Source organism: Pseudarthrobacter sp. PvP004, assembly GCF_017876035.1.
Taxonomy (GTDB): Bacteria; Actinomycetota; Actinomycetes; order Actinomycetales; family Micrococcaceae; genus Arthrobacter; species Arthrobacter aurescens_A.
On sequence record NZ_JAGINL010000001.1, the window covers coordinates 379241 to 396433 of the forward strand.

16 protein-coding genes and 2 tRNA genes are annotated in these 17193 nt (G+C 62.5%); 13 read left to right on the forward strand and 5 right to left on the reverse strand.

The window, feature by feature from the left end; all coding sequences use genetic code 11:
• Nucleotides 1–70 precede the first annotated feature (70 nt).
• From J3A64_RS01635 to J3A64_RS01655, 5 genes are all read left to right on the forward strand, one after another.
• On the forward strand, nt 71–550 hold the full coding sequence (locus J3A64_RS01635; RefSeq protein WP_210063518.1) for a LysM domain-containing protein: 480 nt from the start codon (nt 71–73) through the stop codon (nt 548–550).
• Nucleotides 551–679: 129 nt separating this feature from the next.
• Nucleotides 680–751: transfer RNA gene (locus J3A64_RS01640), tRNA-Thr, on the forward strand.
• 61 nt (nt 752–812) lie between these two features.
• A tRNA-Met gene (locus J3A64_RS01645) sits at nt 813–886 on the forward strand.
• A 64-nt stretch (nt 887–950) separates the two neighbouring features.
• Entirely contained in the window at nt 951–1607 is a 657-nt protein-coding gene (locus tag J3A64_RS01650) for an NAD(P)-binding oxidoreductase (protein WP_043470527.1), read from the forward strand.
• Nucleotides 1608–1733: 126 nt separating this feature from the next.
• Nucleotides 1734–3305 (forward strand): Na+/H+ antiporter, encoded by a 1572-nt coding sequence (locus tag J3A64_RS01655; RefSeq protein WP_210063519.1) that lies wholly within the window; start codon nt 1734–1736, stop codon nt 3303–3305.
• 51 nt (nt 3306–3356) lie between these two features.
• On the opposite strand, the gene J3A64_RS01660 is transcribed toward J3A64_RS01655, so the two are convergent.
• Nucleotides 3357–4580 (reverse strand): ROK family protein, encoded by a 1224-nt coding sequence (locus tag J3A64_RS01660; RefSeq protein ID WP_210063520.1) that lies wholly within the window; start codon nt 4578–4580, stop codon nt 3357–3359.
• A 249-nt stretch (nt 4581–4829) separates the two neighbouring features.
• Between J3A64_RS01660 and J3A64_RS01665 the strand changes: the two genes are divergently transcribed.
• The 5 genes from J3A64_RS01665 to J3A64_RS01685 all read left to right on the forward strand — a co-directional run bounded on the left by J3A64_RS01665 (nt 4830) and on the right by J3A64_RS01685 (nt 10772).
• Nucleotides 4830–6107: an ABC transporter substrate-binding protein gene (locus J3A64_RS01665; protein ID WP_238324346.1), complete on the forward strand. Its 1278-nt coding sequence runs from the start codon at nt 4830–4832 to the stop codon at nt 6105–6107.
• Between the two features lie 24 nt (nt 6108–6131).
• Nucleotides 6132–7046, forward strand: coding sequence for a carbohydrate ABC transporter permease (locus J3A64_RS01670; protein WP_210063521.1), 915 nt, complete (start codon nt 6132–6134; stop codon nt 7044–7046).
• On the forward strand, nt 7046–7957 hold the full coding sequence (locus J3A64_RS01675) for a carbohydrate ABC transporter permease (RefSeq protein ID WP_210063522.1): 912 nt from the start codon (nt 7046–7048) through the stop codon (nt 7955–7957). Before J3A64_RS01670 ends, J3A64_RS01675 begins: the two co-directional genes overlap by 1 nt.
• A 76-nt stretch (nt 7958–8033) precedes the next feature.
• Entirely contained in the window at nt 8034–9788 is a 1755-nt protein-coding gene (locus tag J3A64_RS01680; RefSeq protein ID WP_210063523.1) for a glycoside hydrolase family 13 protein, read from the forward strand.
• A gap of 24 nt (nt 9789–9812) precedes the next feature.
• The gene (locus J3A64_RS01685; RefSeq protein WP_043470519.1) at nt 9813–10772 is read left to right on the forward strand and encodes an aldo/keto reductase family oxidoreductase; all 960 of its coding nucleotides are present in this window, start codon (nt 9813–9815) and stop codon (nt 10770–10772) included.
• 102 nt (nt 10773–10874) lie between these two features.
• On the opposite strand, the gene J3A64_RS01690 is transcribed toward J3A64_RS01685, so the two are convergent.
• From J3A64_RS01690 to J3A64_RS01705, 4 genes are read right to left on the reverse strand one after another with little or no spacing between them, the layout of a single operon-like run.
• Nucleotides 10875–11804: a TauD/TfdA family dioxygenase gene (locus tag J3A64_RS01690; RefSeq protein ID WP_011775651.1), complete on the reverse strand. Its 930-nt coding sequence runs from the start codon at nt 11802–11804 to the stop codon at nt 10875–10877.
• 50 nt (nt 11805–11854) lie between these two features.
• The gene (locus tag J3A64_RS01695; protein ID WP_011775650.1) at nt 11855–12778 is read right to left on the reverse strand and encodes an ABC transporter permease; all 924 of its coding nucleotides are present in this window, start codon (nt 12776–12778) and stop codon (nt 11855–11857) included.
• Nucleotides 12778–13665 (reverse strand): ABC transporter ATP-binding protein, encoded by an 888-nt coding sequence (locus J3A64_RS01700; RefSeq protein WP_011775649.1) that lies wholly within the window; start codon nt 13663–13665, stop codon nt 12778–12780. Before J3A64_RS01700 ends, J3A64_RS01695 begins: the two co-directional genes overlap by 1 nt.
• A gap of 2 nt (nt 13666–13667) precedes the next feature.
• Nucleotides 13668–14696 (reverse strand): ABC transporter substrate-binding protein, encoded by a 1029-nt coding sequence (locus J3A64_RS01705; RefSeq protein ID WP_167532110.1) that lies wholly within the window; start codon nt 14694–14696, stop codon nt 13668–13670.
• Nucleotides 14697–15076: 380 nt separating this feature from the next.
• On the opposite strand from J3A64_RS01705, the gene J3A64_RS01710 reads away from it, so the two are divergent.
• The 3 genes from J3A64_RS01710 to J3A64_RS01720 all read left to right on the forward strand — a co-directional run bounded on the left by J3A64_RS01710 (nt 15077) and on the right by J3A64_RS01720 (nt 17191).
• Entirely contained in the window at nt 15077–15940 is an 864-nt protein-coding gene (locus J3A64_RS01710) for a CoA ester lyase (RefSeq protein ID WP_014922416.1), read from the forward strand.
• A 2-nt stretch (nt 15941–15942) separates the two neighbouring features.
• Complete coding sequence (locus tag J3A64_RS01715) at nt 15943–16863, forward strand: DUF2797 domain-containing protein (protein ID WP_210063525.1); 921 nt, start codon at nt 15943–15945, stop codon at nt 16861–16863.
• Nucleotides 16864–16966: 103 nt separating this feature from the next.
• Complete coding sequence (locus J3A64_RS01720; RefSeq protein ID WP_011775645.1) at nt 16967–17191, forward strand: DUF3188 domain-containing protein; 225 nt, start codon at nt 16967–16969, stop codon at nt 17189–17191.
• Nucleotides 17192–17193 lie beyond the last annotated feature (2 nt).

The following is a 17193-nucleotide window of genomic DNA, read 5'->3' on the forward strand; positions in this document are numbered from 1 at the left end:
CGGCCGTACGATCGAGGCACGGCTGACAGTCGGCAGAAAAGACAGTCGGCAGAAAACAGGAGGGTGCTCCATGGGATTGCTGGACAACGTGAAGAAGAACTTGGGCTTCGGAGGCAAGGGCGCAGACGAGAGAAGCGGAGCAGCTCCGTTTGACCGGACTGCGGAGAGGCAAGCCGCGGAGGATGCCGCCGCCGTCGAGGTTTCCGCTGCCGACAAGGCTGCTGCGGAGACCGCTGCCGCACAGGCATCCCAACAGCAGGCAGCAGCAGACGCCGCAGCAGCCCAGGAGGCCGAACAGGAGGGCTTGGAACCTGAGGCCCCGGAAGTCCAGCCTCAAGCGCAGGAGGCCGCCTCTGAGGCCGCGGCAGGGACGGGTCAGCCGGGACCGGTGGCACCGCGGGTCACGGAGGTTGTGGTGGAGCAGGGCGACACCATGAGCGGGATCGCGGCGCAGTACGGCGTGGACCTTGGAGCCCTGATCGCAACCAATGCGGACACCGTGCCGAACCCGGACCGGATCTACCCCGGGCAGGTGCTCCGGCTGCCCTGAAGCCTGCCGCTTCGAAGCCGGAAATAGATCACGAAGGCCGCGTCTTCGCAAATTGTGTCGGCGCTGTTTTTCTGCGTTTTTTCGCCGATTTGTAGCTTCTGAAAACGTCCGGTAGAGTATTTACTCGTTGCCCCCCTAGCTCAGTGGTAGAGCGCGTTCTTGGTAAGAACGAGGTCACCGGATCGATTCCGGTGGGGGGCTCTGGATGAGGGCCTGTGTCAAGGCGGTTTTGACCGGCTTGACACAGGTTTTTCTCATTCGTGGCGGTGTAGCTCAGTTGGTTAGAGCGCACGACTCATAATCGTGAGGTCGGGAGATCGAGCCTCCCCACCGCTACAGAGCAAGACCCCGCAGCTTCGCCTGCGGGGTCTTTTTTCGTTCCGTGGGACAGAATGGGTCCATGAGCCGAATCGCAATCATTGGCGGCCACGGGAAAGTGGCCCTGCATCTGTCCCGCATTCTTAGTGGCGAAGGTCACGACGTCACGTCTTTCATCCGAAATCCCGACCATGTGGCAGATGTCACGGAGACCGGCGCTACTGCTGAGGTGCTGGACGTGGAAAATTCGACGACGGCGGAACTCGCCCAGGCGTTCACCGACCATGACGCGGTAGTCTGGTCAGCCGGCGCCGGCGGAGGGAATCCTGCCAGGACCTATGCCGTGGACCGCGACGCAGCCATACGATCTATGGACGCGGCAGCCGAGTCCGGCGTCAAACGGTATGTGATGGTCTCCTACATCGGCGCTGCCAAAGATCACGGTGTTCCCGAGGACCACCCGTTCTTCGCCTACGCGGAGGCCAAAGCGGCGGCAGATGAGTACCTGCGCAGCACTGACCTCGACTGGACGATCCTTGGCCCGGGAACTCTGACGGATGAACCTGCCACCGGCCTGATCGAAACGGATCCAGCAAACCCCGGCAACGGCACAGAGACCTCCAGGGCCAATGTTGCCCTGGTGACAGCGGCCGTCCTGGAGCTCCCGGGGACCATCCACAGAACCATCAGGTTCAAGGATGGAACCGAGGATGTAGTGGATGCCCTCACGGAGTACTGACCCAGCGGAGTACTGACCCCGCACCGTCTGCGTACGGGGACAGTCCTGCGGACCGGGATATGTTGGTAGGGAACTTTTTCGGCTTGGCCTGGGGAAGTGCCGTACACCATCAGGGGAAGCAGGAAAATGGATCAGTTGGCGCTCATCGTCGGGTTGTTGCTTGCAACGGTGGTGGCAGTGGGCCTGGGAGACAGGCTCCGGCTTCCCTACCCGGTCCTGATGCTGATCCTGGCTGTTGCGCTCACCTTCATTCCCGGCTTCCCTGAGTTTGAGATTTCGCCCGAACTGATCCTGCCGATCTTCCTTCCGCCGCTCCTGTTCGCTACGGCGCAGAAGAGCTCTTGGGCGGTTTTCCGGGTGCGTTGGCGGACCCTCCTGTTGATGGCTGTGGCCCTGGTGGTGGTGTCCACCGCGGTGGTAGCCGGTGCTGCGTGGCTCATGATCCCGGGCATCGGCATCCCGGCGGCCATTGCTTTGGGTGCCATGGTGGCCCCGCCGGACCCCGTTGCCGTGGAGTCCGTGGCGGGCCGGGTCCACATGCCGCGCCGGCTCATCACGGTCCTTCAAAGTGAAGGGCTCTTCAACGACGCCGCGGCAATCGTGATCTTCCAAGCAGCTGTGGCCGCAACGATGTCCGGCAAGGAAGTGGGCCCGGAAGTCATTCCGCAGTTTGTCATCGGTGCGGCGCTGGCTGTCGTCATCGGGATCGCGATGGGTTGGCTGACCAAGTTCATCACCAAGCTGGTAACCTCCATGGTCGCCCGCAGCGCCGTGACCTTGGTGGTTCCTTTCGCCGCCTACATCCTCGCGGAAGAGCTGCACGCTTCAGGTGTGGTGGCCGTCGTCGTCACCGCTTTGGAACTGCAGCGCCATACGCGGCCGCAGGACGCCGCTGAACGCATTACGCGCACCGCCTTCTGGGACGTGGTGGAACTGCTTGCTACTGGCCTGGCCTTCGGTTTGGTGGGGCTGGAGATCCGGCACGTCATCCGGGACGAAGGAACGGCGATTTTCGGGATGATCGGCATGGCCGTAGTGATCTGCATCCTGGTATTCGTGGTGCGTTTCCTATGGCTGGGCCTCCTCGCCCTCACAGCGCGGAAGCGCAGAAACCTGTTGCAACCGACGTCGCCCAAGGAAGTGTTGATCCTGACGTGGTGCGGCATGCGCGGCCTGGCCACCCTGGCGCTGGCACTGGCCCTCCCCATGACCCTGCCGGATGGCAGCGACTTCCCGGCACGCCACGAAATCCTGGTCATTGCGTGCGCGGTACTCCTGGCCACTTTGGTCCTCCCCGGCCTCACGCTTCCGTGGCTCATGCGCGTTCTGGATGCGACCGAGGACGGATCACATGAACAGGACGCCGCCAAGGTCCTTGCCAAGCGCGCCCAGTCCGCTGCTGTGGCTGCGTTGAAAGACCACGACCTCATGAAGGAACTCCCTGCCGAGAAAGTGACCCTGGTCAAGGAAAAGATGCGCCGCCTCCATGCGGAGCTGTTGGACGGCACGTTGCGGAACGAATCCGTCGCCGAGAAGCGCAAACGTGGACGGGAACTATCCATCGCCGTTCAGACCATCGCCCTGGATGCTGCCCGCCAGGAAGTGGTGGCAGCCCGCAACGAGCCAGGCACCGATCCGGAAGTGGCTGACAGGGTACTCCGGCAACTGGACCTGCGGACCATGTCCATGCCGGACTAGGGCAGCGCTGAGCCGGGTCCGGGCCAGGCCCCGGATAAGGTCCTGTCCGAATCAGCCGGCGGCCACGTGTTTTGACAGGGAGGCCGGGTAAAGATCCAGCGCGTGCTCTTCCACGTAGTCCAGGGCATGGCGGATCGCGCCGAGGGAAACAATGCCGTCCCCCAGGGCGGAGGTTGCCAGGCGTGGGGGAGTGAAGGTGAAGTCCGGGACTTGCTTTTCCATGGTGGGGATCAGGGCATTGGCGGACGCTGCGACGGCTCCGGCAATGACCACCAGCTCAGGGTTGACCAAAGTACTGATGGAGCCAATGGCCCGGGCCATGCGGTGCGCCACGCGGTTGAGGACGCCGAGGGCTGAGTTGTCGCCGTCCGCGGCCGCCCTGAATACCATCTCTGCGGTCAGGGCTTCAGGATCACCGCCGCACAGTGCCGTCAGCTTGGTTTCCGCACCGGCATCGAGGGCTTCCCGTCCCCACAGTGTTGCGTAGTGGGCAATGCCGTAGGTGTCGCCCACGCCGTCCACGTTGTCCAGGTATCCCAGCTCGCCAAAGCCACCAAGCTGCCCGTGGAGCAAACGGCCGGACTCGAGGATTCCGGACCCCAAACGGTCGCCGGCGAGCATGACCACAAGGTTGTCGACTCCCTGCGCACTGCCCTGCCACCGTTCTGCGAGGGCCGCGAGATTGGCATCGTTTTCCAGGAGCACATGCCAACCATGGCGTTCGGACACGATCCGGCGGACATCGAAGGATTTCCAGAATTCCTGGGCAGTGAGGACCTCGCCGTCCCGGCTGACCGGGGCAGCTACGCCAACAGACACGGCTAGAACAGAGTCGGCGGATACGCCCGCCTTGTCCAAGGCGTCGGCGGCGATCTTGTCCAGCACATCTGCGCGTTCATCGGCCGGGACGTTGTAGGCGCGGAAGGGCATCGTGACCTGGGACAAGGACGTTCCTGCCATGTCAGCCACTATCGCGGTGATCTTGGTGGCGCCAATGTCGATGCCGATCACGCTGGCCGCGCTGTCGTCGAAAACGAAGCGCCGCGCAGGCCTGCCCTTGACGTAGTCACCGGCTCCTCGTTGGTTCTCCAGTTCCTGGAGCCATCCGAGCCGGACGAGTTCATCGCAAATCGAGATGACGGTGGCGCGGGAGAGTCCAGTGGCGGCCATCAGCTCGGTGCCGGTGACGACTCCGGCGCCGCGCATGGCCTTGAGCATTGCGCTGGCGTTGACCCGCCGTACCAGTTGCGTTGACGGTGCAGTCCCGGTCTGCATTCGGAGCTCCCATTTCTCAGCCGTCCATCGGAACGATAGGACGGTCTCTCTAAATTTAGTGCATAAATTTAGATGACGACGCATTTCGCCAAACGCTTGACCCTGTGGCGGGCATCACTCACCATGGTTAGCGATAGGTCGTAAATTTACCGCCTATCTAAACTTCGGTGGCGATGCACACGGTCCGCTACACGATGGCAATGCGGCCACTGAGGTCCGCAATACGAAAGGGCTACGGTGTCTGTGAAAATGACACGCAGGAAACGCTTCGCAGCAATGGGCTTGGGCTTGGCACTGTTTGCCGGCCTTCTCTCCGGCTGCACCGGGGAACCGGGCACATCAGGGGATTCGGGTAAAGAGACCATCCGTTTTACGTTCAGCAAGCGGGAGGCCATCGGCTTCATGACCAAACTGGTTGCTGATTACAACGCTTCTCAGGATGAAACAGAAGTGGTACTCGATACGTCCGGCGTCGACGTCGTATCTGCGAGCTTCGTTCGCGGCAACCCGCCGGACATCGCGCTTGCCAACTACAACATGGAGACGTCCCGCTTCGTCCAGCGCGGTGCTCTGAGCGACTTGTCCGGTACGGAGGCAGCGTCCCACATCCGCGAAGACCTTCAACCGCTGATGGAACAGTACGGTTCATACCCGGGGCGGACCAGTGCCCTCCCGTACTCGGTCATGGCGTCCTCCGTGATCTACAACAAGGAAATCTTCGCCGCCAACAACATTGCGGTCCCCACCACGTGGAGCGAATTGATCGCGGCGTGTGAAGCGCTGAAAGCCGCTGGGGTGACGCCGTTTTATGCCACGTGGAAGGATGACTGGACCATCGCCCAGGGGTGGTTCGACTACTCTGTGGGCGGCCAGGTGGACACCATCGACTTCTTCAAGAAGCTCGATGCTGAAGGCGTGAACGTTGGGCCGGAGTCTTCGGTGTCATTCCAAAAGGACTTTGAGCAGCCCGTCGAAAAGATGCTGACGCTGGCAAAGAACTACGTGAACAAGGATGCTGCAAGCCGGGCCTACGGCGACGGCAACCTTGCCTTCTCGCAGGGCAAGGCTGCCATGTATCTGCAGGGACCGTGGGCGTTCAGCGAGATCGCCAAGACCGCCCCGGGCCTGTTGCTCGGCACCTTTCCGCTGCCGATGACCGAGAACCCCGAGGACTTGCGCGTGCGCGTCAACGTGGACCTCGCCGCCTGGATCCCGGAGGCCTCCAAGCACAAGGACGCTGCGCGTGGGTTCCTTGAGTATCTGTACCGTCCCGAGGTGATCGATGCCTACAACAAATCACAGCTGGGCTTCACACCCACCAAGGACTCTGCGAACGTCCCCGACCCCCGGATTGAGGGGATGGTGCAGTACTACGACGACGCCAAGGTCTATCAGGGCCCCTCGGTGCTCGTTCCCCGCACCATCCCGATCATGAACTACACGCAGGCAATCGTGTTCGGCGCGTCCCCTGCATCCACCCTCCGCACCCTCGACGCAGACTGGGCGCGCCTGGCGTTCCGCCAGTAGTGCAGACCATAGGGAGTCAGATACATGTCCACCATCACCACCCCAAACGCATCCAAGCAGGGCAGCCCAATGCAGCGCGGGAAGAGACGCGTCGAGCCGATCTTCTACCTCTTCCTGGTGCCCAGCCTGATTCTGTTCACCTTGGCCATCACGATTCCGGGGATCATCGGCATTTTCTTCAGCTTTACCAACTCCATTGGAATCGGTGACTGGGACTTCGTTGGCCTGACCAACTACATTGCGATCTTCAGCGATCCCGCCATCCTGCAGAGCTACCTGTTCACTTTCGGCTTTTCCATCGTCACGGTGATCGTGGTCAACGTTGTGGCGTTCCTGCTGGCCGTCGGGCTTACCTCGCGCATCCGGATGAAGTCGGCACTGCGAACCATCTTCGTTATCCCGATGGTGGTTTCCGGCATCATCATCGCCTACGTTTTCAACTTCCTGTTCTCCAATTCCTTGCCGGCGGCGGGGGCTGCGGCCGGGATCCCATGGCTGGAGAGCAGCTTGCTGGCCAACCCCGACCTCGCGTGGATCGCGATCGTGCTGGTCACCGCCTGGCAGGCGGTTCCGGGGGCCCTGCTCATCTATATCGCGGGCCTTGTCGCTGTGCCCGGTGATGTGTACGAGGCTGCGGAAATCGATGGGGCCAGCAAATTCCAACAGCTGCTGAAGATCACGCTCCCGCTGGTGGCCGGGTACGTGGTGATCAACATCATTCTCGGGTTCAAAGGCTTCCTCAACGCCTACGACATCATCGTCGGGCTGACGAACGGCGGCCCGGGGACCTCTACCCGGAGCATCGCCATGACTGTCATCTCCGGCTTCAACGGCGGCGACTACGCCTACCAGATGGCCAACGCGACGATCTTCTTTGTGGTCGCCATCCTCATCTCTCTCGTACAGCTCTCGCTGACTCGCGGACGGAACGCACTCTAATGACCAACCAATCCACCCTCGCTATTGAGAACTCGCCCTTGGACACCGCCGCCGCCGCCGGAACCACCCGACGCCGGGCTGCGTCGAAGGTGGAGCGGGTCAACTGGTCCGCAACCACCATCCTCGTGTTGTGCGCGGTCACTGTGCTGCTACCCCTGTATGTCACGGTCTCCATGGCGTTCAAGACCCAAGGGCAGGCCGTGGATGGCAACGCCTTCTCCTTCCCCGCCCCGTTCAGCATGGACGGCTTTGTCCAAGCCTGGACCCTGACCAACTTCCCGGTGGGGGCCGCGATGTCTTTGCTGGTAACAGCCGGGACAGTCCTTGCCACCATCGTCTTGGCCGCCTTCGCCTCCTATGCGATCGTGCGCAACTGGGAGCGGCGGCTGTTCAGGTATTCGTTCTTCTATCTTCTGGGAGCAATGTTCATTCCCTTCCCCGTAGTTGCGTTGCCGCAGATTCAGCTCACGGGCCGCCTTGGCTTGGACAATCCGTTTGGCGTCATCCTATTGGCCACCATGTTCCAACTGAGCTTCAGCGTCCTGCTCTTCACCGCCTTCCTCCGCTCCATTCCGATGGAACTTGAAGAGAGCGCCAGGATTGACGGCGCAACCACGTGGCAGACCTTCTGGAAACTGATTTTCCCGCTCTTGGCACCGATGAGTGCCACCGTGGGGATCTTCGCGTTCCTCTATGCATGGAATGACTTCATGATGCCGTCGCTGATTATTTCCGATCCGGCACTGCAGACGCTTCCCGTGCGGCAGAACCTTTTCCAGACGCAGTTCAGCAACAACTACCACGTGTCCTTCGCGTCCTACCTCATGGCGATGGCACCGGCGATCATTGCGTATCTGTTCACGCAGCGGTGGGTCATGGCCGGAGTGACACAGGGTGCCGTCAAGGGCTAACCATTGTTGACCTTCCCGGGGCCGCGTTTCATACTGGTCCAGGAGATAAATTTAGATACTAAATCAAAGGAGCTTCGTGAGCACTTCCGCCACTCAGGCACACCGAACCGACGCCGACCGCATGTCCGATCCGAACTGGTGGCGCCAGGCGGCCGTCTACCAGATCTACCCGCGCAGCTTCTACGACGCGAACGGTGACGGACTCGGTGACATCAAGGGCATCACGGCCAAAGTCCCCTACCTGAAAGAACTGGGGATCGACGCCGTCTGGCTGAGCCCGTTCTACCCGTCGGCGCTCGCAGACGGCGGCTACGACGTGGATGACTACCGCAATGTGGACCCGAAGTTGGGAACCCTTGAGGACTTCGACGAGATGGCCGCAGCCTTGCACGCCGCAGGAATCAAGATCGTGGTGGACATCGTTCCCAACCACTCTTCCGATCGTCACGAGTGGTTCAAGGAAGCGCTGGCGTCCCCCAAAGGCTCCGCAGCCCGCGAGCGCTACATCTTCCGCGACGGCCGCGGCGAGAACGGTGAGCTGCCGCCGTCGGACTGGGACTCTGTCTTCGGCGGACCCATCTGGGACCGCATCACCGAGCCCGACGGCACTCCCGGCCAGTGGTACCTGCACATCTTCGCCAAGGAGCAGCCGGACTTCAACTGGGAGAACCCGGAGATTCGCGAGGACTTCCTGAAGACGCTGCGCTTCTGGTCCGATCGCGGCGTGGACGGTTTCCGCATCGACGTTGCCCACGGCATGGCCAAGGACCTTTCCGAGCCGCTGCCCATGAAGGCTGATTTGGAAGCCAAGGCCCATGGCACGGATGGTTTCACCGATGGATCGCACCCGTTCTGGGACCGCGATGAAGTCCACGAGGTCTACGCGGAGTGGCGCAAGCTCTTCAACGAGTACAACCCGCCCCGCACCGCTGTTGCCGAGGCCTGGGTCCATGAGTCCCGCCGTGCCCGCTATGCGAGCCCTGAAGGACTCGGGCAGGCGTTCAACTTTGATTTGCTGCAGTCCGATTTCGATGCTGCATCGTTCAAGAAGATCATCACGGACAACCTGGTGGCTGCCAAGGAATCGGGCGCATCCTCCACCTGGGTCTTCTCCAACCACGACGTAGTCCGTCATGCCACCCGGTACGGCCTGCCCAAGGGGGGCTCGGTGGCCCAGGGAACCAATGCGGCACAGGACATCACGGGCGGAAAGCCCAAGGGACAGGACGGCAAGGGCTGGCTGCTGGCCGGCGCACCGGCGGAAGAGCTCGACGTCGAACTCGGCTTGCGTCGTGCGCGCGCCGCGACGCTCTTGCTGCTCGCGCTTCCTGGTTCTGCTTACCTGTACCAAGGTGAAGAGCTGGGCCTGCGCGAAGTCTCGGAGATTCCTGATTCCGAACGCCAGGACCCGTCCTTCTTCCGTAACCCGGGCGTCGAGATTGGCCGCGACGGTTGCCGCGTGCCGCTGCCGTGGACCGCAGAAGGTCCGTCGTACGGCTTCGGCGCGGGCAAAGCACACCTGCCGCAGCCGGAATGGTTCAAGGACTATGCAGTGTCCGGGCAGGAGAACGTGGAAGGCTCCACCTTGGAGCTTTACCGAAAGGCACTGAGCCTGCGCAGCGAACTCCAGACCGACGAGGAACTCGAATGGGTGGAAACAGGGAACCAGGACGTGCTGCACTTTAGCCGGCCCGGTGGCTGGCACACGGTGACCAACTTCGGCAGCAAGCCCGTGGAACTTCCGGAAGGAAACGTCGTAGTGGCCAGCGGCCCGCTGGAGGATGGCAAACTGCCTTCCGACACCACCGCGTGGATTGTCAGCAACGCGTAAGCGCTGCGGCAGAATACTGAAGTTATGACTCATGCGAACGGGCGGGGACGCCTCATTTACGGCTGTATGGGACTCGGCGGCCCTTGGGACGGTACGTCCTACGGTGCTTCGGAGATCGATCAGGCCGCTGCAGTGATCCAAGCTGCACAGGGGATTGGCGTTGAGCTTTTTGACCATGCGGATATCTATCGCAGCGGAAAGTCCGAGGCTGTATTTGGGGAAGTCCTGGCCCGTTCGCAGGGGCTGCGCGAAAAGATTCAGCTTCAGACCAAGTGCGGGATCAGGCTGGGGGAACGCGGGCTGGATACGCATTACGACCTCAGCCGTGAAGCCATCCTCGAACGTGTCAACCAGAGCCTGAAGCGGCTCCAGACAGACTACGTGGATACGCTGCTCCTGCACCGCCCCGATCCGTTGATGGACCCGCGTGAGGTGGCTGACGCCGTCGGGCAGTTGGTGGCGGAAGGCAAGGTGCGGCAGGTGGGGGTGTCCAACATGTCCGGCGCGCAGATCGCGTTCCTGCAGGACGAGTTGGAGATTCCCATTGTGGCGAACCAACTGGAAATGAGTCTGCTTCGCCGGGACTGGCTGGAGAGCACTGTGCTCGTCAACCATGCGGAGGGGCTGGAGTACAGCTTCCCGCACGGGACTCTTGAGCACTGCATGGCCAAGGGTATTGAACTGCAGGCGTACGGTTCCCTGGCCCAAGGGCGCTATACAGGTGCGCCGTCTGCGGAGTTCTCGCCGGCTGAGTCGGCTACCGCGGACATGCTTGAAAAACTGGCGGCGGATAAGGACACCACGCCGGAATCGGTATTGCTGGGTTGGCTGATGAAGCACCCGGCCGGGATCTCCCCGGTAGTGGGAACTACTAACCCCGTGCGCATCAAGGCATGCGCCGATGCCGCAGCGGTTGCGGCGGACATGACCCGTGCCGAGTGGTACGGATTGTGGGTGGCAGCGCGGGGAAACAACATCCCCTAACGCTGTTTTAACCCAACTGAGTCGCAGTTCGGGCCCTTTGAGCACTTAAAACGGCCTGAACTGCGACTCAGTTGGGTCTACAACAGCAACACATGGGCGCTCCTAGGAAGCTGCCAAAGGAGCCACTACCGAGTAGGTGCTCGAATCACCTTGGAGTGCCTGGCTCGGCTTGCCATCGATGCCCACCGGAATATCGCCCGCGATGGTGACGCGGTTGAGCTTGCGTGGCTGGCCGTCGTAGTTGTCCGGTGCGTAGTGCTGCGTGATGCGGTTATCGAACAGGACCACCTGGTTGGGCTCCCAGTTCACCCGGACTACGTTCTCCGGACGGGTCACGTATGCCTGCAGCAGGCGGATGATGTCCTTGGACTCAGTGTTGGACAGGCCCACAATCCGGAGCCGCTGCGCGAAGCCCCCAATGAACAATCCGCGCTCGCCGGTCAACGGGTGGACCCGCACCACCGGGTGGGCGGTTTCGAACTTCAGGCGGGTGAATTCCTTGCGGCGCTCTTCGGCGTTGGAGTGCTCAAGGTTCTTGGGCACCGAGTAGTCGTAGTCATTGGTGTGGATGGCCCAGAGGGTGTCCGCGAAGTTCCGCAGCTCCTCCGGCAGGTCCTGGTACGCGCCGGCCGAGGAAGCGATCAGGGTCTCGCCACCATAGGCCGGGAGGTCGATGCTGCGCAGCGTGGAAGCCTGCGGCGGGTTCACCACGAAGGTCACATCCGTGTGCCAGTTGTTGGCCGAGCCGTTCTCGCTGTCCACGGGCAGGACATTCTCTTCTCCCTCCACGGACGCAACCGTGGGGTGGGCCTTGGTGAGCGGGCCAAAGTGGCTGGCAAACTTCACCTGGGCTTCGTCGCTGAGGATGTTCGCCTCGCGGAACACCAGCGCCTTGTGTTCGTTCAACGCAGCCCGGATCTGGGCGACGGTTTCCTGGCTAAGGTCTCCGCTGATGTCCAAGCCACGGATTTCGGCGCCGATGCGGGAGCCGAGTTTGGCGAACTCCAGTTTGGTTTCGGTAATGACGGTCATGGTTCTTTCCTTACTTGTTGTGATGGTTGCGGCACGGGCCGCGGGTGGGTCTAGGAAGCAGCGGCGCCAACGGCGGTCCGCCAGCGGGAAAAGTGCCGTTCAAGGGCTACCAGCAGGAAGTTCACGCCAAGGCCCAGCAAGGACACCGTGAGGATGCCCGCGTACATGTCCGGGATCAGGAAGCTGCTCTGCGCATTCACGATCAAGTAACCCAGGCCAGCCTTGGCGCCCACCATTTCGGCAGCAATCAGCACAAGGATGGATGCCGTGCCGGCCATGCGGATACCCGTGAAAATGGTGGGAACTGCGGACGGAAGAATCACCTTCTGGAACAGTCGGAAGCTGTTGAGCCCCAAGGAGCGCGCGGCCCTGATCAACAGCGGGTCCACGGTCTTCACGCCGGCAATGGTGTTGAGGAGAACCGGGAAGAACGCTGCGTACGCCACGATGCTGATCTTGGACTCCTCGCCGATACCCAACAGCAGTGTGAACACGGGAAGCAGAGCCAGTGCCGCAGTATTGCGGAACAGCTCCAGCAGCGGGTTCAGGACCGAGTTCAGGCGACCGTACCAAGCGATCAGCAGGCCCAACGAGACACCTGCCACCAGGGCGGCTCCGAAACCGGCCACGGAACGGGTGAGGCTGGCCGCGATGTGGCCTTGGATGGTTCCGGCTTCGAACAGCTTGCCCCATGCCAGGAGCACTTCGTGGAGCGGCGGGAGGAACACGCGGGTGGACGGGCTGGCCAGATACGTCGGTCCGAGCTCCCACAGCGCCAGGAAAGCCAGGACCGCCGCGGACTTCCACAAACCTGACCCCACGGCCCCGGCGACGCGTCGCGCTATGCCGGGTGCCGGCGTCGTAGGCTCTGCAGCTGCCGCTTGAGTATCGGAAGGTTCGACGGCGGCGCCCGGTTCAGTGGCGCTGCCCGCCTTGGACGCTACGGATTCCGCGTGCGTGAGTGTGGTGGTCATCAGGCGGCGCTCCTCTCAGTGGTGGTTGCCGGTTCGTCCGGTGCGCTGCCGTCCGGCAGGATCTTGCGGTGGCCGGCGTCCTGGGCGCGGCGGACTTCGTCGTGCAGGAGCGTCCACACCTGGTGGCGGTGCTCCACGAAGGCGGGGTTGGAGCGGATGTCCTCGTCACCGTCGCGGTCCGGGATGTTGATGTCCACGATTTCCTTGAGCCGGCCGGGGCGGGCGCTCAGCACAGCCACGCGCTCGCCGAGGTACACGGCCTCATCGATGCCGTGCGTGATGAAGACGATGGTCTTCCCGGTGGCCTTCCAGATCCTGAGGAGCTCATCCTGCAGCTGCTCGCGGGTCTGGGCGTCAAGGGCTGCGAATGGTTCATCCATCAGCAACACATCCGGCTCGTAGGCCAGGCTGCGGGCGATGGCAACGCGCTGCTTCATGCCGCCGGACAGCTCATGGGGGTAGCGGTCCTCAAAGCCCGCCAGCCCCACCAGTGCCAGGTACTCGCTGGCTTTCGCGGCCCGTTCCCGTCGGTTCAGCTTCTTGCCGTCCGGCCCTACGCCTTCAAGCCCGATCGAGACGTTCGCCGAGGCCGTCCGCCAGGGGAACAGTGCGTACTGCTGGAACACCACGGCCCGGTCCTTCCCTGGCCCGGTGACGGCCTTCCCATCCACCAGGACCTCACCGGAAGTCGGCGTGGAGAGCCCGGCCAGCAGATCCAGGAGTGTGGTCTTGCCTGACCCGCTGGGCCCCACCAGGGTGAGGAATTCGCCGTCGCGGACGTCCAGGCTCAGGGAATCGATGGCAGTGAGGCGGGTGGCGCTGGTGGTTTTGGTGGCCCGGACCGTGAACTCTTTGGTGACGTTCCGGAGGCTGATTTTCGCGGTCATGGCTATCCCTTCTTCGCTGCAGCGAGTTCGTTGAACTCGTTGGTGTAGTACTTGGAAGGCGTGAGCTTGTCCTTGACGATTCCGGCGGAGCTGAGCCAGGCCTCCCAGCGGGTGAAGTCCTTGTCCTGGATCACGCCGGCGTCCGGGACGCCAGGGCTCTTCCAGAACTTCAGGTTGGCCGTGCTCTCATTGCGTCCGCGGCTTTCGATGATCTTGGTGAAACGGGCAATGACTTCATCGCGGGGCGTCTCGGCTGCCCACTTGATCGCTTTGGCAACGCCCGTGGTGAAGGTTCGGGTGGTGTTTGGGTTCTTTTCAATGAACTCGTTGCGGAGCACGATCTGGCCGCCCGCGAACGTTCCGAACAACTCCACATCGCTGAACAGCGAGCGCAGTCCGCCTGCTTCGATGGCCCTGTCCTGCAGTACGCCACCGAGCGTTCCCGCGTCCACCTGTCCGCGGCGGATGGCTTCCTCGGTATCGTTGGGTGCGAGCGGGACGAGCTGGACCTGCTTGATTTCGTCCTGGCTGAGTCCGTTCTTGGTCAGCCAGGTGTTGATGACGGCTTCGTGGTGCGCGCCCAAGGTGTTGACCGCGATCTTCTTGCCGATCAGGTCGCGCGGTTCCTTGATGGTGCTATCGGCCTTCACGTAGTAACCGCTGAAGGTTTTCTCGTCCGAGCCGTAGTAGTTGGTCACGGCCTTGACGGGAGCGCCGGCTTCGATGAGCTTGACCACCGCACCGGAGAACGCGCCTCCGAAGTCGGTCTGGTTGGTGGCTGCGGACTGGATGTCCTGCGGGCCACTGGTGGTGTTGCCCACCCAGTTCAGTTTCAGGTCGCCGAGGTAGCCCAGATCCGCCGCAAGCTCGGGAAAGGTCACGTTGTTGGCTGAGCCTTGGTACCGGAGTTCCTTGACCTCGTTGCCGGTCTGGCTGGCTTGTCCGGCTTCGGCTGCACCGCCGCAGCCGGACACCGTCAGCGCTAGTACGACGGCGGCCGCGACGCTCAGCAGGGGCAGGTGCAGTTTCATGGGAGCTACTTTCGATGGATTGCAGGGTGTTGGGTAAGGCCGGCTCACGTAAGGGCTTGGGATCCTGTGCAACGGCTTGGGAACGATGAAAGCCCATTCCGACGGCGGCTGGGAAGTGCCGCGGTAACTCCCGGAAACGCTGCGAAACAGCCCGAAACGGGACGAAATCCGGGGCCTTTTCCGGCAACCCGAGGACACAAAGACGCAGTGTTGAGCCTTGTGAACAACAGCGACAACTGGGCCGGATATGACTGGCGGGTACCGTCGTCGGGCGTTCATACTGCGGGACCCCACAGTCATATGGGGTTTAGTTCGTATTGATCCTCACAAGCGGGCGGAATTCTTCGCTGTGCAGGGCGCTGGCCGGATACGGTAGATACATGACGTCTAGCATCGCCGCCGAATCAGTTCGGCCTACCCGCAATATTCCCGCCGATATCGCCCGTTCCTGGCTCCTTGTGAATGCCATGAAGACGGAGCTTTTTGACGAATCCGCGGGTTCACGGGCAGACGCCATCATCCTTGACATCGAAGACGCCGTTGACCCTTCCCAGAAGGACATTGCCCGCGAAAACGTCATCAACTGGTTGACCGCCGGTGGCAGGGCCTGGGTCCGTATCAATGACGCCACCAGCCCGTTCTGGGCCGACGACCTCGCCGGATTGCGCGGTACCCCGGGCTTGCTCGGCGTCATGCTGGCCAAGACCGAATCCGCTGACCAGGTCACGGAGTCCTACCACCGCATGGACGGTAAGACTCCGGTGATCGCACTGGTTGAGTCCGCCCTCGGCATTGAGGAAGCCAACCACATCGCACGCGCGCAGGGTGCTTTCCGGCTTGCTTTCGGCTCCGGCGACTTCCGCCGCGATACGGGCATGGCGGCCACCCCGGAGGCCATGGCGTACCCGCGTGCAAAGCTCGTTGTCGCAAGCCGCGTAGGTAACCTGCCGGGCCCCATCGACGGTCCCACCGTGGGTACCAACCACCCCATCCTGCGTGAGCAGACCGGTATCACCGTGACCATGGGAATGACCGGCAAGCTTTGCCTGGCCATCGACCAGACCACCGTGATCAATGAGGTCATCAGCCCCACGCCTTCGGACGTCGCCTGGGCCACGGACTTCATGAACGACTTCGAGGCTAACGGCCGTGTCATCCGCGATGGTTCCGACCTCCCGCGTTTGGGCCGCGCCGAGAAGATCATGAAGCTCGCAGTCGCCTTCGGAGTCCAGCCTTCCCTGTAAGCATGCTGGTCCACGGAGTCGCTTGGGACTCTACGTCCCCCTCGTTGCGAATTTTCACACCGGACGCGGAGTTCACTGATGTTGCGTTGGCCCGGGGCTCAGCCCTGGGCCTGCGCGTTATCCCTGGCTTGTGGTGTCTTGGCCACACCAAGGTTCACGGTCCGGGGGAGCGCACCCATGTTCCCTGCCGTAGTGGTTCTCCGGCCGAGCGTGGAAAGCAGTGCGGGGCCTGCTTTGCGCGGGACGACTCCCGGCTGATGCACGATTTCCACCGGGGCACGTCCGTTCCCACCGGTCTCCGGGCCTACCTGATGCAACCGCACTGGCTCTATGTGGCCACGTTCGCGAACGGTGCCACCAAAGTGGGGACCGCCTCTGCCCCCCGCAAGTGGAACAGGCTCGCTGAGCAGGGCGCTGTGCACGCCTCCTATGTAGCGCATGCCGAAGACGGCCGTGTTGTTCGCATTCTCGAGGACATGGTGACGCGCGAGCTCGGCCTCGTCCAGCAGGTCCGTTCCGCTTCCAAAGCCGCGGGACTCGTGGAGCCGCGTGCCGGCGTCGAGCTTCTGTCGTTGAACCGTCAGCACGCCGGTAGGGTGCGCGAGTTGCTCGGTGGCTTGGCCATGACTGGTTACGCCGTTGTGGAGGAAGAGTGGGACCGGCCGGCTTTGGCTGAGCGGCTCTGTGTTGCGGGTGCCGAAGGCGGACGCCGCCATCCGTACCCGGCAACGTTCGACGGCGGCGGGCACGGTTTGCGGATCCACTCACTGTCCGGGGCGGTGGCCTTGGCGGGCCTGCCGGACGCTTCGGGTAGCGAGGTGGAGGGCAGCTTCGTGGCTGACCTGGGCGCGTTGAAGGGCCGCAAGATCGAGTTCGGCCCCCACATCACGGAAATTCCGGCGCTGCAGGACTCGCTCTTCTAGCCTTTTCCCCGCGAGGGGCGACATCTCGGGGGTAAGTTCGCCCCTTTCCCGCGAGAGCTAACCCCTCGCGAACCCACCAACCACGCCCCGGTAGACTTGGACGGTGCTAGAAGAATTTTGGGCCACCGCCTCCACGTCATACAAAGCGTTGGTTTTCAGCGCCATGGGGCTGATCGCCGTCGGACTCATCCTGTCCATTGTGGGGAACACGTCCGGTAACCAAGGCTTGGCCATTGCTTCGTTGCCCATCATTGGTGTCGGGCTGCTGCTCCACGTTGCAGGGCTCGTAGTGCGGGGCCAGAAGATCCGCAAGAGCTACAAGAAGTAACT